The sequence below is a fragment of the Rosenbergiella sp. YN46 genome (assembly GCF_036620675.1).
Classification (GTDB): domain Bacteria; phylum Pseudomonadota; class Gammaproteobacteria; order Enterobacterales; family Enterobacteriaceae; genus Jejubacter.
Map to the genome: position 1 here is coordinate 14,677 of NZ_JAZHEE010000026.1, position 19,913 is coordinate 34,589.

At 57.7% G+C, this 19,913-nt stretch carries 20 protein-coding genes and 1 pseudogene; 13 read left to right on the forward strand and 8 right to left on the reverse strand.

Annotated features, from left to right (window positions below):
- Positions 1 to 7: 7 nt before the first annotated feature.
- Positions 8 to 781, forward strand: coding sequence for a histidine ABC transporter ATP-binding protein HisP (hisP, locus tag V3W49_RS16435; protein WP_500146925.1), 774 nt, complete (start codon positions 8 to 10; stop codon positions 779 to 781).
- A gap of 182 nt (positions 782 to 963) precedes the next feature.
- Here hisP and V3W49_RS16440 read toward each other — a convergent pair whose 3' ends face one another.
- Entirely contained in the window at positions 964 to 1,914 is a 951-nt protein-coding gene (locus tag V3W49_RS16440) for a sugar-binding transcriptional regulator (protein WP_500146926.1), read from the reverse strand.
- Between the two features lie 203 nt (positions 1,915 to 2,117).
- On the opposite strand from V3W49_RS16440, the gene dalD reads away from it, so the two are divergent.
- On the forward strand, positions 2,118 to 3,506 hold the full coding sequence (gene dalD, locus V3W49_RS16445; protein WP_500146928.1) for a D-arabinitol 4-dehydrogenase: 1,389 nt from the start codon (positions 2,118 to 2,120) through the stop codon (positions 3,504 to 3,506).
- 65 nt (positions 3,507 to 3,571) lie between these two features.
- On the forward strand, positions 3,572 to 4,852 hold the full coding sequence (locus V3W49_RS16450; protein ID WP_500146930.1) for an MFS transporter: 1,281 nt from the start codon (positions 3,572 to 3,574) through the stop codon (positions 4,850 to 4,852).
- Between the two features lie 3 nt (positions 4,853 to 4,855).
- On the opposite strand, the gene V3W49_RS16455 is transcribed toward V3W49_RS16450, so the two are convergent.
- Positions 4,856 to 5,764, reverse strand: coding sequence for a TIGR01777 family oxidoreductase (locus V3W49_RS16455; protein ID WP_500146931.1), 909 nt, complete (start codon positions 5,762 to 5,764; stop codon positions 4,856 to 4,858).
- A 95-nt stretch (positions 5,765 to 5,859) separates the two neighbouring features.
- Positions 5,860 to 6,825 carry a LysR family transcriptional regulator gene (locus tag V3W49_RS16460; RefSeq protein ID WP_500146932.1) on the reverse strand — a complete coding sequence of 322 codons (966 nt, stop codon included), beginning with the start codon at positions 6,823 to 6,825 and terminating at the stop codon, positions 5,860 to 5,862.
- A 110-nt stretch (positions 6,826 to 6,935) separates the two neighbouring features.
- Here V3W49_RS16460 and V3W49_RS16465 point away from each other — a divergent pair, with 110 nt between their 5' ends.
- The 5 genes from V3W49_RS16465 (at position 6,936) to yfcD (ending at position 9,908) form a co-directional block, all read left to right on the forward strand.
- Positions 6,936 to 7,373 (forward strand): DMT family transporter, encoded by a 438-nt coding sequence (locus V3W49_RS16465; RefSeq protein ID WP_500146933.1) that lies wholly within the window; start codon positions 6,936 to 6,938, stop codon positions 7,371 to 7,373.
- A gap of 2 nt (positions 7,374 to 7,375) precedes the next feature.
- Positions 7,376 to 7,855 (forward strand): DMT family transporter, encoded by a 480-nt coding sequence (locus V3W49_RS16470; RefSeq protein WP_500146935.1) that lies wholly within the window; start codon positions 7,376 to 7,378, stop codon positions 7,853 to 7,855.
- Between the two features lie 103 nt (positions 7,856 to 7,958).
- On the forward strand, positions 7,959 to 8,606 hold the full coding sequence (gene yfcF / locus V3W49_RS16475) for a glutathione transferase (protein WP_500146974.1): 648 nt from the start codon (positions 7,959 to 7,961) through the stop codon (positions 8,604 to 8,606).
- Between the two features lie 59 nt (positions 8,607 to 8,665).
- The gene (yfcE, locus tag V3W49_RS16480; protein WP_500146936.1) at positions 8,666 to 9,217 is read left to right on the forward strand and encodes a phosphodiesterase; all 552 of its coding nucleotides are present in this window, start codon (positions 8,666 to 8,668) and stop codon (positions 9,215 to 9,217) included.
- A 73-nt stretch (positions 9,218 to 9,290) separates the two neighbouring features.
- Positions 9,291 to 9,908, forward strand: a complete 618-nt coding sequence (gene yfcD, locus V3W49_RS16485) for an NUDIX hydrolase YfcD (protein WP_500146937.1) — start codon at positions 9,291 to 9,293, stop codon at positions 9,906 to 9,908.
- A gap of 5 nt (positions 9,909 to 9,913) precedes the next feature.
- Here yfcD and V3W49_RS16490 read toward each other — a convergent pair whose 3' ends face one another.
- On the reverse strand, positions 9,914 to 10,933 hold the full coding sequence (locus V3W49_RS16490) for a LacI family DNA-binding transcriptional regulator (RefSeq protein WP_500146938.1): 1,020 nt from the start codon (positions 10,931 to 10,933) through the stop codon (positions 9,914 to 9,916).
- A 254-nt stretch (positions 10,934 to 11,187) separates the two neighbouring features.
- Between V3W49_RS16490 and V3W49_RS16495 the strand changes: the two genes are divergently transcribed.
- The 5 genes from V3W49_RS16495 to V3W49_RS16515 all read left to right on the forward strand — a co-directional run bounded on the left by V3W49_RS16495 (position 11,188) and on the right by V3W49_RS16515 (position 15,157).
- Positions 11,188 to 11,631: a PTS sugar transporter subunit IIA gene (locus tag V3W49_RS16495; RefSeq protein ID WP_500146940.1), complete on the forward strand. Its 444-nt coding sequence runs from the start codon at positions 11,188 to 11,190 to the stop codon at positions 11,629 to 11,631.
- Between the two features lie 76 nt (positions 11,632 to 11,707).
- Positions 11,708 to 11,974, forward strand: a complete 267-nt coding sequence (locus V3W49_RS16500; protein WP_500146975.1) for a PTS sugar transporter subunit IIB — start codon at positions 11,708 to 11,710, stop codon at positions 11,972 to 11,974.
- 27 nt (positions 11,975 to 12,001) lie between these two features.
- Positions 12,002 to 13,378 (forward strand): PTS ascorbate transporter subunit IIC, encoded by a 1,377-nt coding sequence (locus V3W49_RS16505; protein WP_500146942.1) that lies wholly within the window; start codon positions 12,002 to 12,004, stop codon positions 13,376 to 13,378.
- Between the two features lie 2 nt (positions 13,379 to 13,380).
- Positions 13,381 to 14,211, forward strand: coding sequence for a transketolase (locus tag V3W49_RS16510; RefSeq protein WP_500146977.1), 831 nt, complete (start codon positions 13,381 to 13,383; stop codon positions 14,209 to 14,211).
- Positions 14,204 to 15,157, forward strand: coding sequence for a transketolase family protein (locus V3W49_RS16515; RefSeq protein ID WP_500146944.1), 954 nt, complete (start codon positions 14,204 to 14,206; stop codon positions 15,155 to 15,157). The genes V3W49_RS16510 and V3W49_RS16515 overlap by 8 nt, the downstream gene beginning before the upstream one ends.
- A gap of 37 nt (positions 15,158 to 15,194) precedes the next feature.
- Here the strand turns inward: V3W49_RS16515 and V3W49_RS16520 are convergent.
- The 4 genes and pseudogenes from V3W49_RS16520 to pta form a co-directional block, all read right to left on the reverse strand.
- Positions 15,195 to 16,306, reverse strand: a pseudogene (locus V3W49_RS16520) (M20 family metallopeptidase).
- Between the two features lie 12 nt (positions 16,307 to 16,318).
- Positions 16,319 to 16,783: a YjiG family protein gene (locus tag V3W49_RS16525; RefSeq protein WP_500146945.1), complete on the reverse strand. Its 465-nt coding sequence runs from the start codon at positions 16,781 to 16,783 to the stop codon at positions 16,319 to 16,321.
- Entirely contained in the window at positions 16,783 to 17,496 is a 714-nt protein-coding gene (locus V3W49_RS16530) for a nucleoside recognition domain-containing protein (protein WP_500146946.1), read from the reverse strand. The genes V3W49_RS16525 and V3W49_RS16530 overlap by 1 nt, the downstream gene beginning before the upstream one ends.
- A gap of 198 nt (positions 17,497 to 17,694) precedes the next feature.
- The gene (gene pta, locus V3W49_RS16535) at positions 17,695 to 19,833 is read right to left on the reverse strand and encodes a phosphate acetyltransferase (protein WP_500146947.1); all 2,139 of its coding nucleotides are present in this window, start codon (positions 19,831 to 19,833) and stop codon (positions 17,695 to 17,697) included.
- Positions 19,834 to 19,913: the final 80 nt, after the last annotated feature.

Sequence of the window (19,913 nt, forward strand, 5' to 3'; positions counted from 1 at the left end):
TAATACCATGTCTGACTATCAATTAAAGGTAACTGACCTGCACAAGCGCTACGGCGAACATGAGGTACTGAAAGGCGTGTCGCTTAAGGCCCGGGCAGGCGATGTCATTTCGATTATCGGCTCTTCCGGATCCGGCAAAAGCACCTTTTTGCGCTGCATTAACTTCCTGGAAAAACCGAGCGAAGGCAGCATTGTGGTCAATAACCAGGAGATCCGTCTGGTACGTGACCGGGACGGCCAGCTGAAGGTGGCGGATAACAACCAGCTGCGTCTGCTGCGTACCCGGCTGACGATGGTGTTCCAGCACTTTAACCTGTGGAGCCATATGACGGTGCTGGAAAATGTGATGGAAGCGCCGGTTCAGGTGCTGGGGCTAAGTAAAGCGCAAGCCCGGGAACGGGCGCGCAAATATCTGGCCAAGGTGGGGATCGATGAACGCCAGCAGGCTAAATATCCGGCGCATCTGTCGGGCGGCCAGCAGCAGCGCGTCTCTATTGCCCGGGCGCTGGCGATGGAGCCGGAAGTATTGCTGTTCGATGAACCGACTTCGGCGCTGGATCCTGAGCTGGTCGGCGAGGTGCTGCGCATTATGCAGCGGCTGGCGGAAGAGGGGAAAACCATGGTGGTGGTTACTCACGAAATGGGGTTTGCCCGCCACGTTTCCAGCCATGTGATCTTCCTGCATCAGGGAAAAATTGAAGAAGAGGGGGAGCCGGAAACGCTATTTGGCAATCCCCAAAGCCCGCGCCTGCAGCAGTTCCTTTCCGGTTCACTGAAGTGATGGGTTCCTGAAAGCCTGCGTGGCCTTCAGGAGCCGGGCGATAGTTTGCCGCCTTTTTCTTTCTGTCTCCCGGTAGTTGCGCGGCCAGTGGCTGTAGCAGACTAACTGCCCGAGAACGATCGCTGTCGCGGGAAGTCGCCCGCCACCAGAATGAAGATTCCGGGGCGTGGCGAAAAATATTTTTATTGCACCGCCAGCAGCCAGCGGGCGGTGGCTTCATCGGTCACTAACCCGGAAATCCAGGCGCCGCGCAGTGCCGCGAGAATCGCCTGGTATTTTTTCTGCCCGCCGGCGAAGCCGATAATCGGTCGGGTGGTCTGACTTTCCAGCGGTACGCTGGTCAATAGCTGGTCGGTTTCGCCATAGATGCGTTCACCATCGTGATTAAAAAAGTGACCAAGCATTTCCCCTACCACGCCCCGGTCATTTAACTGGCGCACCTGCTCATCGGTGATAAAACCTTCGGTATTCAAAGGGCAGCCGGGCCCCACTTCGCCAATGCCCAGGAAGGTGACGCTGGCGCCCAGGGCGCGCTTCGCTACGCGCTGCCAGACCTGGTGTCGACACCACATTTCTTTGTCTTCCGGGCTGTCGGCATAGAGTGGCGCCGGGACGAAAAAGTACTTACCCTGCATTTTTTCCGCCATTTTGAGCGGCATGTCGTAGCGGGTACCGGAGTCGTCCCGGGCAATGGCGCCTATCATAGAAACGCACTGGTGCTGGGGGCGTTCCAGCCAGGGAAGGGCGTCGACGATGGCGCCCAGGGTTTTGCCGGAACCAATGCCGAAGGTTTGTGGTGCGTCATCGGCGATTAATTGCGCCATTACCTGTGCGCCCTCCACCGCCAGGATCTGCAACGCCGCATCGTCGGTTAGATCCCCCGATGGCGCTACCCGGCACAGAGAAAGGCCGTATCTTTCCTGAAGCGCGGCGGCCAGCGTCAGGCAGTGGCTGATGGGGTGGCGAATGCTGACGCTAACAATCCCCATTTCACGCGCCGAGGAGACCAGGCGCTGAGCCACCTGGCGTGAAACCCCCAGCGCCTGCGCCACCTCCTGCTGGGTGAGGCCGGCAACGTAGTACATCCAGGCGGCGCGGGCCGCGAGCTCCTGTTTTTTCTCTTCTTTATTCATTGTCGTGTCCGGTTTTGTCCTGTCGTCATTCTATCCCTGAAGCGAGATTCGCCATAGCGAGCAAAAGCCCATTAATCAGGCAAATGTTTAAATTGAGAGGTCGCTCGCGGAAAAAAATGCCACCCTGCAACTAATATTCAACAAATTTTTAAAATAAGAGCAAATGCTCTTTTGCTTGGCAAATATTTAAAATCGGAGTGATTATGACGACAGAATCGGTGTGGATGCATATCGGCGCAGGCTCTTTCCATCGCGCCCATCAGGCCTGGTACCTGCACAGGTTGAGGGAACAGGGGGATGATTCGTGGAGCATTGCTCTGGGCAATGTGCGTTCCGATGCTGTGGCGTTACTGGAACAGCTCGCGGCTCAGCAGGGGAAATACGTACTGGAGACGGTGACGCCGGAGGGCGAGAGAGCGTGGGAGACCATTACCTCTATCCGCCGTATTCTGCCCTGGGATAGTGAACTGAGTGCGCTGGTGGAGCAGGGTGCTGCCGCTGAGACCAGGGTCATCGCCTTCACGGTGACCGAAGCCGGTTATTACCTGACGCCAGACCATGAGCTGGATCTTGCTCAGGCCGATATTCAGGCGGATCTACGCGGCGAAGTCGGCACGCTGTATGGCGCGCTGGCCCGGATCCTGCGCCAGCGTATGGCGCAGGGGGGCGAACCTGTCACTCTGTTAAGCTGCGATAACCTGCGCCACAACGGTGGGCGTTTCCGCCATGGCTTTCTCACCTTCCTGACGGAAAAGGGTGAGAACGAACTGGCTCAGTGGGTGCGTGATAGTACGACTTCGCCGGACACCATGGTTGATCGCATCACGCCGCGCCCCACCCCGGATGTAGCGCAGCGAGTGAAGGAGGCCACCGGCTTCGACGATGGCGCGGCGGTGATGGGGGAATCCTTTATCCAGTGGGTGATTGAAGATGACTTTATCGCCGGAAGACCCGCGCTTGAGAGCGTAGGGGTCGAGATGGTGGATTCGGTGCTGCCCTGGGAAGAGGCGAAAATCCGCATTCTGAACGCGACCCACAGTGGTATCGCCTGGGCGGGAACGCTTGTCGGTTATGACTATATCGACGAAAGCACCCGCCAGCCGGAGATACAGCAAATGGCGCGGGAATATATCACCAGCGACGTCATTCCCGCACTCACCCCCAGCCCGCTTGATTTAGCTCACTATCGCGATGTGGTGCTGGCACGCTTCGCCAATCCCTGGATTCGCGATACCAATCAGAGGGTGGCGGCAGACGGCCTGTCGAAAATTCCCGGCATGGTGACCCCGACTCTGATCGCGAGCCTGCGGGCCGGGCACATCCCCGAGGCGACGGCGGTGCTGCCGGCGCTGTTTTTCCTGTTCCTTGAACGCTGGGCGCAGGGCGGATTGCCCTGGCGCTATCAGGACGGTGTGATGCAGCCGGAGGCGCTGCGTCAGCAGTTTTCCGGCGGCGATCCGCTGGGCAGCTATCTGCGGGATCCCGCCCTGTTTGGCGAGCTTGCCCGGGACCCGGCGTTCCACTCCCTGGTGACGCGCGCCGTCGCGCGGCTGGAAGCGTGGATTGAACAGCGCCAGACGGTTTCTGGCTGAACGCAACGAGCGGCCTCTGTACCTGCCTGGGGCTTTCATTTCCGGTAAATAAAAGGAAGATTGTTATGCAATCTCAATCTAAAGAATACTGGTTTGGCTTACCGAAAAAACTGCTGTGGGGGTTTATCGCCATCGCTATTTTTATGTCCGGCGATGGCTTCGAAATGGCCTTTTTGTCGCGACATATTACCGATATGGGGTTTAGCCCCGCCCAGTCGGCAATGGTGTTTACGGTATATGGCCTGGCGGCGGCGCTGGCTGCCTGGGCTTCCGGCGTGGTGGCGGAAATCATCACCCCGCAGCGGGCTATGTTGATAGGCTTTGTGCTGTGGATAGTGATGCATACGCTGTTTATGGCGCTGGGGCTTGGGATGCGCAGCTACCCGTTGATGCTGCTGTTTTATGGCATTCGCGGGCTGGCTTATCCGTTGTTTATCTATTCGTTTATGTTACTGCTGGTTCAGGTACTGCCGCGGGAGCGTCTGGCGGCGGCCACCGGCTGGTTCTGGGCGATGTATTCGGTGGGGATTGGCGTGGTGGGCAGCTATCTGCCGAGTCTGATCATTCCGGGAATGGGCGAAACCGGTACGCTATGGTTCGCCATCGCCTGGGTGGCCTGTGGGGGAATAATCGCTTTCTTCAGTCTGCGGAATGTGGAAGTGGATCGTTCCCGGGTAAATCTGCCGCTGCGCGATAAAATGACCGAGTTGTCACGGGCGGTCACTATTCTGTTTGTTAATCGCGATGTGTTCTATGCCTGCCTGATCCGCATTATCAACACCCTGTCGCTGTTTGGCTTTGCGGTGATTATGCCGCTGCTGTTCGTTGACCGGCTGGGCTTTACCATTTCAGAGTGGCTGCAGATTTGGGCGGTCTTTTTCTTCGTGACCATTTTTACCAATATCTTTTGGGGAATTACCGGAGAGTATATTGGCTGGATCCGGCAAGTGCGCTGGTTCGGATGTCTGGGGATGGCAATCTCCAGCCTGGCCTTCTACTACGTGCCGCTCTGGTTCGGCCACAATTACTGGATGGCGATGGTGCCGGCGGTGATGCTCGGTATCTTTGTGGCGGCTTTTGTGCCGATGACGGCGGTATTTCCGACCCTGGAGCCGAATCACAAGGGGGCGGCGGTCTCTGTCTATAACCTTTCCGCCGGGTTGAGCAACTTTGTGGCTCCGGCCATTGCCTCGGCGCTGCTGCCGTTTTTCGATATTGTGGGCGTGGTATGGGCCTATACCGGGCTGTATCTGTTTGCCGGAGTTCTGACCTTTATTATTCGTGTGCCGCAGCCAGCGCGGGCCCGGCAACGCGCGCCGGCCGGTGAGCCGACACGTCAGGAGTAATTGCTATCTGGAGGAGGTCTGAGCCAGCACGTCCTGTAACGCCTCTTCCAGATCGTACCAGCGAAAACCGAAGCCCGCCGCTTCCAGCCGTTTGGGTAATGCCCGCTGCCCGCCCAGAACCAGCACTGAAGATTCTCCCATCAGCATCCGAATAGCAAAGGCCGGCGCACGTACCAGGGCCGGTCGGCCCAGCACGTGACCCAGGGTATGGGCAAACTGCTCATTGCGTACCGGATAGGGCGAGACCATATTGAAAGGGCCGCGCAGATTGTTATCCAGCAGCCAGATAACGGCGTTGACCATATCATCGATATGGATCCACGGCAGGTACTGACGTCCGCTGCCGCTGGGGCCGCCAAGCCCGGCGCGAAATAGCGGCAGCAGCTTACCGAGAATACCGCCTTCGGGGGCCAGTACCACGCCGGTACGCAGCAGGCAAACCCGGGTCTGGTCGCTCTGGGCCTGGCAGGCAATCTGCTCCCAGCGCGCGCAGAGCTTATGGGTGAATTCGTTGTGCGGCGGTTCTTCTTCGGTGACCACCACTTCGCCGAGATCGCCGTAATAGCCGGTAGCGGAGCCGGAAATCAGAATGGCGGGCGGTCTGGCGCTGGCTTTAAACAGCGCCACCAGACGCTCGGTAGTCTGCCAGCGGCTCTGACACAGCCGCTCTTTACGGGCGGAGCTCCAGCGCCGGTCGGCAATGGGTTCTCCTGCCAGGTTGATAACCGCATCGAAACCGTCCAGAGAGGTCTGGTCATATAAGCCTTTCCACAGGCTGATGCGCGGGTCGAGCAGACCGCGTGCGCGCTCAGGGGTACGGGTGACGACCGTAATCTCATGACCCAGGCTCAGCAGACGCGGCGCGAGATGGCGGCCAATCAGTCCGGTGCCGCCGGTAATGACGATTTTCATGGGCCCTCCTGAACGGGAACGCGCTCCTCTTTCCATCATAGAAGAGCCTGATTAGATAACAAGCCTGCGTAACAGGCTGAAATCACACTATAAACCTAGATGCCATTGTCGGGCTGCCAGCACCACTGGCGTTTATCTCCGGACAGTTTCCAGTAGGGGGGGGAACCGAAGCGTTCGATAAAGAAGTCGATGACTGTCCGAACGCTGAGCGAAAGATAGCGGGTATGGGGATACAGCATGGCGATCAGCGGCGGATCCTGGTGGGTGGAAACCGTATAGTCCGGCAGCAACAGCGCCAGTTGACGGCTGCGTAACAGTTCGCCGATTTGCCAGTCGGGCATCATGATAATACCGGCGCCGCTAAGCGCTGCATTAACCAGGGTTTCAGCGTTGTTGGAGGTCAGCGTGCCGTTCAGCGTCATGATCTGGGGTTCCGCGCCCGGGCGGGAAAAGAAGGTGCGCTGAAGCCCCATCGCGCCCTTATAGACCAGGCAGTTGTGAGTCATTAGGCTTTGGGGGCTGTCAGGAATGCCATGGCGTGCCAGATAGCGCGGGCTGGCCGCCAGCAGCAGCTCGGAGCGATCGACGATACGAGCGTGTGCACCAGAATCCGCCAGCGGGCCGATACGAAACAGCAGATCGGCGGCATCGGCCAGCGGATCGATAAATTCATCAGTCTGGGTCAGCTCTATTTTCAGATTGGGCCATTGTCGCCACAGCTCACCCAGCCAGGGGGCGATATGCTTCTGGCCGAAGACCACTGGCGCGTTAATGCGTACCAGGCCACCGGGAGAGCCTTCTCGTTCATGAACCCGGCGGGTAGTTTCATCCAGTTCGCTGAGCATGGCGCGGAAAGTCTGGCCGTACAGGCGGCCGATGTCGGTCGGGACAATGGCGCGGGTATTACGGTACAGCAACTGGGCGCCAAGCTCGCTTTCCAGTTGCTGAATGATCCGTGATACCGAAGAAGGGGACATATTTTCCCGCCGGGCGACCTGCGAAAAATTGCCCGTTTCCAGTACCGCGACAAACAGCCGCATGCTGCGGATATCCACGCTCATGGTTGCTCCATTTATGCAAAAATCGCAAAGGTGTTGTGTAGTTTATCCTGTTTTTAGAACAGATGCCCCTGGCTAATATCGGCCTCTTTCGAGAAACAGGTGTACTGACAATGAAATTACTGGCGGTATTTTTGGTCATTCTGGCCGGGATGGGACTCTCCGTAGAGGCCGGGTTGCTCGGCCCGCTCGGGGAGAAAGTGGGGCACTACTGGGCCACGCTGAGTCTGTTTGGTATAGAGGCTGTGCTGGCTGGCCTGTTAATGCTGTTCTGGGGGCCTCGTAAGCCAGCTTCTTTCCTGGCGTCTCCTGGCTGGCAGCTAACCGGCGGCATCTGGGGGCCGCTCTACGTCATTATTCTGACCGTGGCAACGCCGATTATCGGCATTACGCTATTGATGACCGGCGTGCTGGCAGGCCAGGTAACCAAAAGCCTGCTGATCGACCATTTTGGGTGGTTTGGTGCTGAACGACGCCCGGTGAACGGGAAAAAACTGATTGCGCTGGCGTTTGTTGCTGCCGCGCTGGTACTGATTGCCGGAGGACGTTAACGATGATTGTGATAATGACTTTACTTGCGCTGGCGGGTGGCGCGTTTCTTAGCGTTCAGGCTGCGGTGAACGCCCGGTTGGGGGCCAGCCAGGGCGCCATTCGCACGGCGTTTCTGACCTTCCTGGTGGGCACCCTGGTCAGCGCGATACTGGTTATCTTTTTCGAGCCGCCCCATGCCGTGACGCTGCTGGATGTTCCCAAGTGGCAGTTGCTGGGGTCGCTGCTCGGCCTGGTGTATGTGCTGACCATGGTCTTTGCCGTACAGCGGATAGGAACGGCCCTGGCGACGGTGGCGGTCATACTGGGGCAGCTCAGTATGTCGATTATCATCGACAGCTTTGGCTGGTTGGGCAACAGCGCCATTCCTTTCTCCACCAATCGGGTGCTGGCGGCCATTTGCCTGGCTATCGCTCTGTGGTTTATCTGGCAAAGCCAGCAAGACGCAAAAACGCATGCTGTGCAGGAAGCGCAACAGTCGTAGTTGCGCGGCGTCGGGATTTGGCTGATTCTTCTGTGAGGGCCGGGCATTTTCGTGCGGCCTGAGCCAGGATACATTATTGACTCCAGTAATCAGTGAGAATGCCATGAATCAGCCTGCGATAACGCTATGGAGCGACGCCCACTTTTTTAGCCCCTGGGTGATGTCGGTTTACGTTGCCCTGATGGAGAAAGGGATTCCTTTCACTCTGCAAACCGTCGATCTTGAACGCCAGGCGAACCTGAAGCCGACGTGGCCCGGTTATGGGTTAACCCGGCGGGTGCCGCTGCTCGAGATTGACGGTTTTGTCCTGAGTGAATCGTCGGCGATTGATGAATACCTGGAAGAGCGGTTTGCTCCCCCGACCTGGGAGCGGCTGTATCCGTTCGATCGCGAAAAACGCGCCCAGGCGCGACAGATCCAGGCCTGGTTACGTAGCGGCCTTGCCGGGCTGCGCGCCGCACGGCCTACCGAGGTTATTTTCGCAGGCAGCCGGTGTCCTCCCCTTGATGAAAGCGTGCTGCGTGAAGCGGACAGTCTGTTTGGCCTTGCGCAGTCGTTACTGGCACCCGGCCAGCAAAATCTGTTCGGCGAATGGTGTATCGCCGACAGCGATTTGGCGCTAATGCTCAACCGGCTGGTGATGCATGGCGATGCGGTGCCGCCGGACCTGGTCGGATATGCGGAATTTCAGTGGCAGCGTGCTTCAGTTCAGCGCTTTGTCGCACTATCGGCAAAGGCGGCTACGGGCTGAACCGTGTTAAAAAATCCGTTATTATTATCCCCTGTCTGATTTACACAGGTGTAAGTGGAATGAAACTGATGTTCGCATCGGATATTCACGGATCGTTGCCAGCTACCGATAAGGTTCTGGAACGTTTTGCCGCCAGCGGCGCACAGTGGCTGATTTTGCTGGGCGACCTGCTTAACCACGGTCCGCGCAACGCGCTGCCGGAAGGTTATCAGCCGGCCCGGGTGGCGGAGCGTCTTAACGAGGCGGCGGCGAAAATCATCGCCGTGCGCGGCAACTGTGACAGCGAAGTGGATCAAATGCTGCTGGATTTTCCCATCACCGCCCCCTGGCAGCAGGTTTTGCTGGCGAACGGACGGCTGTTCCTGACGCACGGTCATCTTTATCATCCGGATAAGCTGCCCTCCCTGGCGGCAGGCGACGTGTTGGCCAGCGGTCATACTCATATTCCGCTGGCGGAGCGCCGCGGTGAGATTTTCGTGTTCAATCCCGGCTCGGTCAGTATCCCTAAAGGGGGCTTTGCGCCCAGTTATGGGATGCTGGATGATGCACTTCTGAGCGTTTATAGCCTTGAAGATAACGCGCTTATTGCGCAGCAGGATATAACACCGTAATTTGACTGACGACCAGGCATAGCCTGACCATTAACGCGCCGTCAGAGCGCCCAGAGCAAAATAAGGTTTCCCGATGGTGGAGCAGAGTCAAACTGGCACGGAATGGGTTGACATCGTCAACGAAGATAACGAAGTCATCGCGCAGTCCAGCCGTGAACAAATGCGAGCGCAGTGCCTGCGTCATCGCGCGACCTATATTGTGGTGCACGATGGCATGGGCAAGATTCTGGTGCAGCGCCGTACTGATACCAAAGATTTCCTGCCCGGTATGCTGGACGCTACCGCAGGAGGCGTAGTCATGGCGGGCGAGCAGATGCTGGATTCGGCCAAACGCGAGGCGGAAGAGGAACTGGGTATTGCCGGAGTCCCTTTTGCCGAACACGGGCAGTTCTACTTTGAAGATCAAAACTGCCGGGTCTGGGGCGGGCTGTTCAGCTGCGTATCCCACGGGCCGTTTGCGCTCCAGGAAGAGGAAGTCAGCGAGGTACGCTGGATGTCGCCGGAAGAGATTACTGCCCGCTGCGACGAATTTACGCCTGATTCCCTGAAGGCGCTGGCGTTATGGATGAGCCGCAATGCCGGTAATGAGTCGCGCAAGGAGCGTAGCGAGAAGCCAGCGAAAGCGGAAAAGGAAAAACTCCCGGAGCAGGCATCGGAACAGAAGCCGGACAGCGAACAGCCAGCAGAATAACCTGGCTAACAGCTTTCCCGCAGGCGGAGCGTTGGCGTCAGCGGCGCGCCGCTTGTCGGCGTTTGTCCAGTGAAGCGCGCCAGTAAGGCCTGTCCTGCCGCCACGCCAATCTGATAATGCGGCACCGCCACGGTGGTGAGCCGGGGCTGGCATACCTGACTGGCGTCGCTGTCGCCGAATCCGACAATCGCCAGATCCTCCGGCACCCGTATGCGTCGTCGTTGACATTCCCAGAGAGCTCCGCAGGCCAGTTCATCAGAGACGCACACCAGCGCCTCCAGCTCTGGCCAGGCTAACAGAAACTCCGGAAGTTGAGCCGCGCCGGTCGAAAAATTTGGCGCGGCCGCGGCATTGATGACGCGTCCGGGAGAGAGATGGTGTTTGAGCATTGCCTTATACCAGCCCTGGAGATGCTGCTGAAAAATCCACTGTTCCTGACGGGCGCAAAGTAACCCGATATTCTGGTAACCCCGCTTTATCAGCATTTGGGTGAGCTCAAACATGGCGGTAACATTGTCGATACCGATATTCATATCAATGGGATCGTGGCAGGTTGCACCGATCTCAAGCACCGGAATTTCAGACTGAGTCAGCCAGTTTCTTACCGTCGGACGATGCTCAACGCTAAGCAGAATAGCCGCGGCCAGGTTAGAGGCCATTAGCGCTTCCAGCAACTTTTCTTCGCGCTCCAGGCGGTGACGCGATTCGGCCAGCATGATCTGGTAGCCAGCGGGATGCAACACCTGTTGTAATCCGGCGAACATCTCTGAGCAGCCCGCTTCCGCCAAATTGGGCACGACCATGGCAATGGTACGCGAAGAAGCTGAAGCGAGAGCGCTTGCCGTCAGATTAGGGGTGTATCCCAGTTCCTGAACGGCAGCCTGAATTTTTTCCCGCAGCTTTTCTGAAACCTGTTCTGGCGTGCGTAGCGCTCGTGAAACGGTCATGGTGCCCACACCTGCCTGTTGGGCCACATCTGCGAGCGTCACTCTGCCAGTGCCGCGTCGCTTTCTGGTTATCGACATGCTGATTCCTGCTTTACAACCCGTAAGTTATCCGGCATTCCCGCTTGCGCCGTGGCGTTGGGAACTTCCGCAAGTATACGTCGTAACACCCCTTTTTTTCTCTCTTTTCGTACTAATGCATGATTTTGATAGCGCTATCACAAATGACGATCGTTCTGGATGATAGCGCTATCTTTTGTGATATTTCTCACAGTCATGGGCGAATGGCTTGCATAAAGTTTGTCCATTCCGCAACGGAGGTTCGGGAGGTGAAAATGCTGAGTCGCTGGCTGAACGACACCACCATTCAACTGGCAAAGGGGATGGACGACTGGCAGCAGGCCCTGGCGTACTGTGCGCGACCATTACTGGAAACCGGCGTAATCACGCCAGATTATCTTGAGGCTATTCAGGAGCAGCACCGCCAGTTGGGGCCTTACTTTGTGTTGGCACCCGGTCTGGCCATGCCCCATGCCCGCCCGGAAGAAGGGGCGTTGGCTACCGGGCTGGCGCTATTAAAGCTGGAGCATGGAGTGGTATTTGGCAGCGCTGAACATGATCCCGTGGATTTGATTATTTTACTGGCGGCGGCTGATAACCATAGCCATATTGATGCGCTTGCGGCATTGGCGGAGCTTTTTTCGAACGCCGCCGATCTGGCCCGGCTTCATTCGGCGAGCAGCCGGGAAGAAATAAAGGCGATTATCGCCGGATACTAAATAAATAGCGCGTAATTTATTTGCTGTAATTATCTGCGGCATACATTTCTGTTACCCAAAAACAAGGTGAATAATGATGAAGATTATGGCGGTGTGTGGTTCAGGACTCGGCAGTAGTTTTATGGTCGAGATGAATATCAAAAAAATACTAAAAAAAATGGCAATAGAGGCGGAGGTAGAACATGCCGATCTGGCCTCTGCTACCGCAGATGCGGCCGACCTGTTCGTGATGGCGAAAGATATTGCCGCCAGCGCCAGCGTACCGGAAGACAAACTGGTGATTATCGATAATATCATCGATATCAATGAGCTGGAAGCGCGGCTGCGTGCCTACTTTTCCTGAAATAACTTCTGAACATCGGGTGGAATTATGCTGAGTTTCATCGTCGATATATTAAAAGTGCCTGCAATTCTGGTGGGTGTTATCGCTCTTATTGGACTGCTGGCGCAAAAAAAAGGATTTTCTGATGTAGTAAAAGGCACCATAAAAACAATTTTGGGTTTTGTGGTGTTAGGCGGCGGAGCAACGGTATTGGTCAGTTCGTTAAATCCGCTGGGTGGAATCTTTGAGCATGCATTTAATATTCAGGGCATCATTCCCAATAATGAAGCGATAGTCTCTATCGCGCTTGATAAGTATGGCGCATCAACGGCGCTGATCATGGCATTTGGGATGGTGGCGAATATTGTTGTGGCGCGATTTACCCGCTTGAAGTTTATCTTCCTGACCGGCCACCACACCTTTTATATGGCCTGCATGATTAGCGTCATCCTGACGGTGGCCGGTTTTGAAGGGGTGGCGCTGGTATTTACCGGATCGTTGCTGTTAGGTCTGGTGATGGCCTTTTTCCCGGCGCTGGCCCAGCGCTATATGCGGCGTATCACCGGTAATGATGATATTGCTTTTGGTCACTTCGGAACCCTTGGCTATGTGCTGGCGGGGTGGATAGGCGGCCTGTGCGGCAGAGGATCGCGTTCGACCGAAGAGATGAACCTGCCAAAGAACCTGAGCTTTCTGCGTGATAGCTCTATTTCCATCTCGCTGACGATGATCGTCATCTACATGATTCTGGCAGTGTGCGCCGGGCGAGACTACGTCGAAGGCGAACTTAGTGCCGGTCAAAACTTCCTGGTCTACGCCATTATTCAGGCTATTACCTTCGCCGCCGGGGTATTCATCATCCTTCAGGGCGTGCGGTTGATTCTGGCGGAGATCGTTCCGGCCTTTACCGGATTTTCCGAGAAGCTGGTGCCGAATGCCCGCCCGGCTCTGGACTGCCCGGTGGTCTATCCCTATGCCCCTAATGCGGTACTGATTGGCTTTTTGTTTAGCTTTCTCGGCGGCCTCGTGGGGTTGTTTCTGCTGGGCCAGTTCAGGCTGGTACTGATCCTGCCTGGGGTGGTTCCGCACTTTTTTACCGGCGCCACGGCGGGCGTTTTCGGCAATGCCACGGGCGGGCGGCGCGGCGCCATGCTGGGCGCTTTTGCTAACGGTCTTTTGATTACCTTTTTGCCGGTGCTGCTGCTGCCGGTACTGGGTGCGTTGGGGTTTGCCAATACCACCTTCTCGGATGCCGATTTTGGGGTCGTAGGGATTGTCCTGGGGAATCTGGCACGCTGGCTGTCGCCGCTACAGATTACCGGCGCGGTGGTGGCGGTGTTTGTGCTGCTGGTGGCGGTGGCTTTTCTGATGAAGGGTAAACCGGTACGTAGCAGCAATCACGAGGAGAGAGGAGGAGCTAAATGATGATGTCGGATAGCGAACTCACGCGCCTGGCGCGAGCCATTCGTATTGAGACACTGAAAATGCTGAACCATCTTGGGTTTGGTCATTATGGCGGCAGCATGTCGGTCGTAGAGACTCTGGCGGTGCTGTACGGTGACGTGATGCGTATTGATCCCGCCAGACCCGACTGGCCGGAACGCGACTATTTCGTGCTGTCGAAAGGGCATGCCGGGCCGGCGCTTTACAGCACGCTGGCGCTGAAGGGATTTTTTCCGCTGGAGGCGCTGGCGACGTTAAATCAGAACGGTACCCGCCTGCCGAGCCATCCCGATCGACTAAAAACCCCGGGTGTGGATGCCACGACCGGTTCGCTGGGGCAGGGGATCTCTATTGCGGCCGGGATAGCGCTTTCTCATAAGCTGGCGAATCGTTCAAATCGGGTGTTCTGTATCGTTGGCGATGGTGAGCTGAATGAAGGGCAGTGCTGGGAAGCCTTTCAGTTTATCGCCCACCACTGTCTGAACAATCTGCTGGTCTTTGTTGACTGGAATAAGCAACAGCTGGACGGTGAGCTGGATGACATTATCCGTCCCTTCGATCTGGCGGCAAAGTTTCGCGCTTTTGGCTTCGAAGTGCTGACCGTGAAGGGGGATGATATCGCGGCGCTGCATCAGGCGGCGAAGTCAGGTAGCGTAGCGGATGAACGTCCGCGATTAATCATTCTGGATAGCCGAAAAGGGCAAGGGGTACCCTGCCTCGAGGCGTTGAGTAATTCCCACCATCTGCGACTCAATAAGGAAATGCGGATGGCGCTGGAGCAGGCTGTCAGAGAGCTGGAGGTTATCAATGATTAAGGTTGCCGTTCATGGCGGAACAGATAGCGTGGAGATGCGCCGCGTTTATGCGCAGTTTGTCACGGAGCAGATCGAGGCCCAAAGCGGCATTATCGCGCTGGAGGCGGATCTGATGAGCTCAATGGCGATGGACAGCGTGCAGCGCGACTATCCACAGCACGTTATCAACTGCGGCATTATGGAAGCCAATGCCGTTGGCGTGGCGGCAGGACTGGCGCTGACCGGGCGTCGTCCCTTTTTTCATACTTTTACCGCCTTTGCCAGCCGTCGCTGCTTTGATCAGCTGTTTATGGCGCTGGATTACCAGCGTAACAGCGTCAAGGTGATTGCTTCCGATGCGGGGGTGACGGCCTGTCATAATGGCGGTACCCATATGTCGTTTGAGGATATGGGGATAGTACGCGGTCTGGCGCATGCCGTGGTTCTGGAGGCGACGGATGCGGTCATGTTGCGCGGGCTGCTGGAGCAATTGATCGATATGGAGGGATTCTGCTGGTTGCGTACTATCCGCAAGCAGGCTGCTACCGTTTATCAACCGGGAAGCCAGTTTACTATCGGTAAAGGCAATGTGTTGCGCGACGGGCAGGATGTCACGCTTATTGCTAACGGTATTATGGTCGCCGAGGCGCGTCAGGCGGCACAATTGCTGGAACAGCAGGGGGTGAGCGCCGCCGTGATCGACATGTTTACGCTTAAGCCCATCGATCGTCAGTTGATTATCAGGTATGCGCGGCAGACGGGGCGTATCGTAACCTGTGAGAATCACAGTATCAATAATGGTCTGGGCTCAGCCGTCGCCGAAGTGTTGGGTGAGTCCTGCCCGACTCCGATGCGGCGCGTGGGGGTGAAGGGACGTTATGGCCAGGTGGGAACCCAGGCGTTTCTGCAACAGGAATATGGTCTGACGGCCCAGGATATCGTCGCGGCGGCACGTGAACTGCTGTAACAGCTCCCCCGCCTCAGGCGGGGGATGTTCATTCCACTTACAGTAACTCCATCACCCGGCGCAGCAGGCGAATACGCGGTTCGATACTGGCGATTTCCAGATATTCCGCCGGGCTGTGGAACCCGGCGCCGATAGGCCCCAGGCCATCAAGCGTCGGTATCCCCAGTGCCGCGGTGTGATTGGCATCGCTGCCGCCGCCTACCGACTGCCAGTGGATATCTATCCCTTCGTCGGCACCGGCCTGCTCGACAAGTTGCATCAGCGCATCCGTGCCTGGTACCGGGGCCATGGCGGGTTTGTGAGTCACCAGGGAGACCTGAACGGTAACGCCTTCCAGTAACCCACGGGCGCACAGGGCGCGTAGCGCGTGATCCACCCGCTGATACTCCTCGTTGTGCCAGAAGCGCAGATCGATTTCCGCTTCGGCATGGGCCGCTACCACGTTGCCGGCATCGCCGCCGCTTATTACCCCGACGTTCAGCGTGGTGCCGGATTCCGGATCGGCCAGCGCCTGCAAGGCCAGCACCGCTTTCGCCAGGGCTATGATGGCGGAACGTCCTTTTTCCGGCTCATTCCCGGCATGGGCGGCAACGCCGCTGAAGCTTATCCGGTACCCAGCCATGCCTTTGCGGGCCTTCACCAGCGCACCATTGGCACGGGCGGATTCGCAGACCAGTACCGCGCGAGAGCGGCGCGCACATTGCTCGATCCATTCACGGGAGTGTTCAGAGCCGGTTTCTTCGTCCGGGTTCATCATGACGGCGATGGCGAGCCGGGACTTATGCTGTTGCTCCAACTGACGTATTGCCCACAGAATATTAAGCAGTCCACTTTTCATATCGGAAACGCCCGGGCCGTAAGCCCGTTCCGCATCCCGGGTCAGGGGACGCAGAGCGACGGTACCCGGCGGAAAAACGGTATCGAGATGGCCGATCAGCAGCAGATCGTAGCGTTCGGCATCGGGACGGTTGGTGACGAACAGCCCGGGGCCGACGCTATCCCCAAGGTTAACGGTTTTGACCTCCAGCCTTCGTCGCGCCATAGTTCGGCGAGAATATCGGCTACCCTTGCCACGCCTTCGGGCGTATGGGTGCCGCAGTCAATGTTAACCAGATGGCCCAGTTCAGCAAAGTAACGCTCCAAATCCATATTACGACTCCATTACAGAATGACGCGCATCAGCAGCATCGCCAGTAGCGCATTAATGACCGAGATAATAATCATCAGCGGGATACGTTTACCCCGGGTGCCGGTTACCCCCAGAATACGGCCCAGATACTGAACCTGAGATCCCATCAGATAGATGGCCGGTGCCAGGATGGCGAGGTGTTCGCCGGTTAAAATGCCTTTATCAAACAGCCCGATAGCGACGCCCACGCCGCCGCCCATCGACATCCAACTGCCGATAAGTACCGCGGCAGCCTCGCCTGGCAGGCCAAACAGCCCCATCAGCGGGGCGAATATCAGCCCCAGCCCTTTCAGGGCGCCGGTAATTTCCAGTGCCTTAATCAGAATAAAGGCCATCACCACATTGGGCAGGGTGCTGGTGGTGGCGATATTCCAGCCTTTACGAGCACCGGCGACAAAGATATCGGTAATTACCGGGTTTTGGGTTGGGCCGCTCATCAGCTCTCCTCCTGTGCGCTTTGTGGTTTGCGGCGCTGCAATTTCAGCGCCAGGCGCAGCAGGTTGGCGCCGAAAATTTTCATGATGAACATCACAGCCACGCAGGCGCCGATAGAGGTGGGAACCGCAGGCGTACCGTCCGCCAGCATCAGGGTGAAAAGGATAGCGCCGGAGGAGAAGAAGTTGGTGATCATCGCTCCTGCGGAGAACTGAAACATGCTAAAGACATCGCGCTCATCTTCGTCGATTTCGCCTTCATCCTGAAGATTGCGGGTCAGAGAGGCGCCGACATCGGTGCTTTGCAGGCTGCCAATAAGCGCCAGTCCCGCGCTGCCGGGTAGTCCCAGCAGCGGGCGCAACAGCGGCGTCAGCAGACGGCGCGCAGCGTGCAGGGCGCCGTAATGCTCCAGAACGTTGATCATGCCCAGAGCGAACATCACCGCAGGAATCAGCCCCAGGGCGAACAGAAAGCCATCCATAGCGCCGTGACCGCCGGTGCCACGAAAGGTGCTGGCGGTAGTAGTAAGGGCTTCGCCGTTCGTTCCTACGCCGCTCACCACTTTGCCGAAGGCGCCGTTCAGCGTGGTGAAATCAAATACGCCATACCACTGATTTCCCCCCAGCAGGCCAGAAAAGAAGAGGGCGGCGAACGCCAGCGCCAGCCAGGCGCCGGGGCCAACGCGCTCTGCGGGCGTCAGGGTGTGATTTTCCATATCGTCTCCTTATTGAAGTAGCATGAATAGCTAAAGACGATACAGTTTTTTCCGTTGTGCGCGCAGGTGAACTGATTCAGGTCATATTTGGCGCCGAAGGGAAAAGGCGGAAATAGAAAGTGTGACGGGGAATGGATTCAGGAGTCAGAAACGTCCGGGCCGCCCCGAAGGGCGGCCCGGAAATCAGCGCGCCACAGCTTACTGCTGGGTGGACTGAATCGCGGTCAGCGCGATGGTGTAGACGATATCGTCGACCAGTGCGCCGCGGGACAGATCGTTCACCGGCTTACGCATACCCTGCAGCATCGGCCCGATGGAGATCAGGTCGGCAGAACGCTGTACGGCTTTGTAAGTGGTGTTACCGGTGTTCAGATCCGGGAAGATGAAGACGGTAGCGCGACCAGCAACCGGAGAGTTCGGCGCTTTGGATTTAGCTACGTCGGCCATTACGGCGGCGTCGTACTGCAGCGGGCCGTCGATCATCAGATCCGGGCGTTTTTCCTGCGCCAGACGGGTGGCTTCACGCACTTTTTCTACGTCGCTGCCCGCGCCGGAGTTACCGGTGGAGTAGGAGAGCATCGCCACACGCGGCTCGATGCCGAAAGCGGCGGCGGAGTCGGCGGACTGAATCGCGATTTCAGCCAGCTGCTCGGCGGTCGGATCCGGGTTGATTGCGCAGTCGCCGTAAACATAAACCTGTTCCGGCAGCAGCATAAAGAACACGGAGGAAACCAGCGAGCTGCCCGGAGCGGTTTTGATCAGCTGCAGTGGCGGACGGATGGTGTTGGCGGTGGTATGAACCGCGCCGGACACCAGACCGTCGACTTCGTCCTGCTCCAGCATCATGGTGCCCAGCACCACGTTGTCTTCCAGCTGTTCACGAGCGACGGCTTCAGTCATGCCCTTGTTCTTACGAAGCTCGACCAGACGAGCGACGTAGCTTTCACGCACGACATCCGGATCGACGATTTCGATGCCGGCGCCGAGCTCAACGCCCTGAGAAGCCGCAACGCGGTTCACCTCATCCGGGTTACCCAGCAGTACGCAGGTCGCGATGCCGCGCTGTGCGCAGATGGCAGCCGCTTTGACGGTACGCGGCTCGTCGCCTTCCGGCAGCACCACGCGCTTACCCGCTTTACGCGCCAGCTCGGTGAGCTGGTAGCGGAAGGCCGGCGGAGAGAGGCGACGGCTGCGTTCGGAAGTGGCGGTCAGAGAGTCGATCCACGCCTGGCTGATGTGGCTGGCCACATATTCCTGAACCTTCTCGATACGCTCGTGGTCATCCACCGGTACTTCGAGGTTGAAACTCTGCAGGCTCAGCGAGGTCTGCCAGGTGTTGGTGTTCACCATAAAGACCGGCAGGCCGGTGCTGAAGGCGCGTTCGCACAGCTTAGCGATGCGCTCATCCATCTGATAGCCGCCGGTCAGCAGCAGGGCGCCGATCTCAACGCCGTTCATGGCGGCGAGGCAGGCGGCGACCAGTACGTCGGGACGGTCAGCGGAAGTCACCAGCAGGGAGCCAGGGCGGAAGTGCTCCAGCATATGGGGAATGCTGCGGGCGCAGAAGGTCACGGATTTCACGCGACGGGTGTTGATGTCGCCTTCGTTGATAATGTCGGCATTCAGGTGGCGAGCCATATCGATGGCGCGGGTGGCTATCAGATCGAAGCTCCACGGCACGGCGCCCAGCACCGGCAGCGGGCTGGTTTCCTGCAGTTGTTTCGGTTCGATGTGAATGACCTGGGCTTTGGTAGAATCGTCGAAGATCTCTGAGAGATCCGGGCGAGTACGGCCCTGCTCGTCAACCGGCGCGTTCAGCTTGTTGACGATAACGCCGGTGATGTTAGTGTTCTTCGCGCCGCCGAAGCTGCTGCGGGTCAGTTCCAGACGCTCTTTGATCTGCTCCGGTGTGTCGGTACCCGGGGCGGTCACAAAAACGATTTCCGCATTCAGCGTTTTGGCTATCTCATAGTTCAGAGACTGGGCGAACTGGTGTTTGCGGGTCGGTACCAGGCCTTCAACCAGCACCACTTCCGCGTCTTTGGTGTTCGCGTGATAGTTGGCGATGATCTCTTCCATCAGCTCGTCTTTCTGGTTGCTGGATAGCAACGATTCGACGTGGCTCATGCGCAGCGGCTCGGCGGCCGGCAGGTCGGAGTTAGCGCGGATGATATTGGTGGTCTGGTCAGGCGCATCGCCGCCGCTGCGCGGCTGGGCGATGGGTTTGAAGACGCTCAGGCGAACGCCTTTACGCTCCATAGCGCGGATCACGCCGAGGCTGACGCTGGTCAGGCCGACGCTGGTTCCGGTTGGAATAAGCATGATGATACGGGACACGATTTATCCTCTTGCTGCAGGCGCCCGCAATCGGCGGGCGCGACACAAAACAACACCGCCAGCTGGGCTGGCGGTGGGGA

Excerpts from the sequence above, each read along its gene's own strand:
- hisP (WP_500146925.1), top strand. The coding sequence starts at position 8 with ATGTCTGACTATCAATTAAAGGTAACTGACCTGCACAAGCGCTACGGC.
- V3W49_RS16440 (WP_500146926.1), bottom strand. The coding sequence starts at position 1,914 with ATGAATAAAGAAGAGAAAAAACAGGAGCTCGCGGCCCGCGCCGCCTGG.
- dalD (WP_500146928.1), top strand. The coding sequence starts at position 2,118 with ATGACGACAGAATCGGTGTGGATGCATATCGGCGCAGGCTCTTTCCAT.
- V3W49_RS16450 (WP_500146930.1), top strand. The coding sequence starts at position 3,572 with ATGCAATCTCAATCTAAAGAATACTGGTTTGGCTTACCGAAAAAACTG.
- V3W49_RS16455 (WP_500146931.1), bottom strand. The coding sequence starts at position 5,764 with ATGAAAATCGTCATTACCGGCGGCACCGGACTGATTGGCCGCCATCTC.
- V3W49_RS16460 (WP_500146932.1), bottom strand. The coding sequence starts at position 6,825 with ATGAGCGTGGATATCCGCAGCATGCGGCTGTTTGTCGCGGTACTGGAA.
- V3W49_RS16465 (WP_500146933.1), top strand. The coding sequence starts at position 6,936 with ATGAAATTACTGGCGGTATTTTTGGTCATTCTGGCCGGGATGGGACTC.
- V3W49_RS16470 (WP_500146935.1), top strand. The coding sequence starts at position 7,376 with ATGATTGTGATAATGACTTTACTTGCGCTGGCGGGTGGCGCGTTTCTT.
- yfcF (WP_500146974.1), top strand. The coding sequence starts at position 7,959 with ATGAATCAGCCTGCGATAACGCTATGGAGCGACGCCCACTTTTTTAGC.
- yfcE (WP_500146936.1), top strand. The coding sequence starts at position 8,666 with ATGAAACTGATGTTCGCATCGGATATTCACGGATCGTTGCCAGCTACC.
- yfcD (WP_500146937.1), top strand. The coding sequence starts at position 9,291 with ATGGTGGAGCAGAGTCAAACTGGCACGGAATGGGTTGACATCGTCAAC.
- V3W49_RS16490 (WP_500146938.1), bottom strand. The coding sequence starts at position 10,933 with ATGTCGATAACCAGAAAGCGACGCGGCACTGGCAGAGTGACGCTCGCA.
- V3W49_RS16495 (WP_500146940.1), top strand. The coding sequence starts at position 11,188 with ATGCTGAGTCGCTGGCTGAACGACACCACCATTCAACTGGCAAAGGGG.
- V3W49_RS16500 (WP_500146975.1), top strand. The coding sequence starts at position 11,708 with ATGAAGATTATGGCGGTGTGTGGTTCAGGACTCGGCAGTAGTTTTATG.
- V3W49_RS16505 (WP_500146942.1), top strand. The coding sequence starts at position 12,002 with ATGCTGAGTTTCATCGTCGATATATTAAAAGTGCCTGCAATTCTGGTG.
- V3W49_RS16510 (WP_500146977.1), top strand. The coding sequence starts at position 13,381 with ATGTCGGATAGCGAACTCACGCGCCTGGCGCGAGCCATTCGTATTGAG.
- V3W49_RS16515 (WP_500146944.1), top strand. The coding sequence starts at position 14,204 with ATGATTAAGGTTGCCGTTCATGGCGGAACAGATAGCGTGGAGATGCGC.
- V3W49_RS16525 (WP_500146945.1), bottom strand. The coding sequence starts at position 16,783 with ATGAGCGGCCCAACCCAAAACCCGGTAATTACCGATATCTTTGTCGCC.
- V3W49_RS16530 (WP_500146946.1), bottom strand. The coding sequence starts at position 17,496 with ATGGAAAATCACACCCTGACGCCCGCAGAGCGCGTTGGCCCCGGCGCC.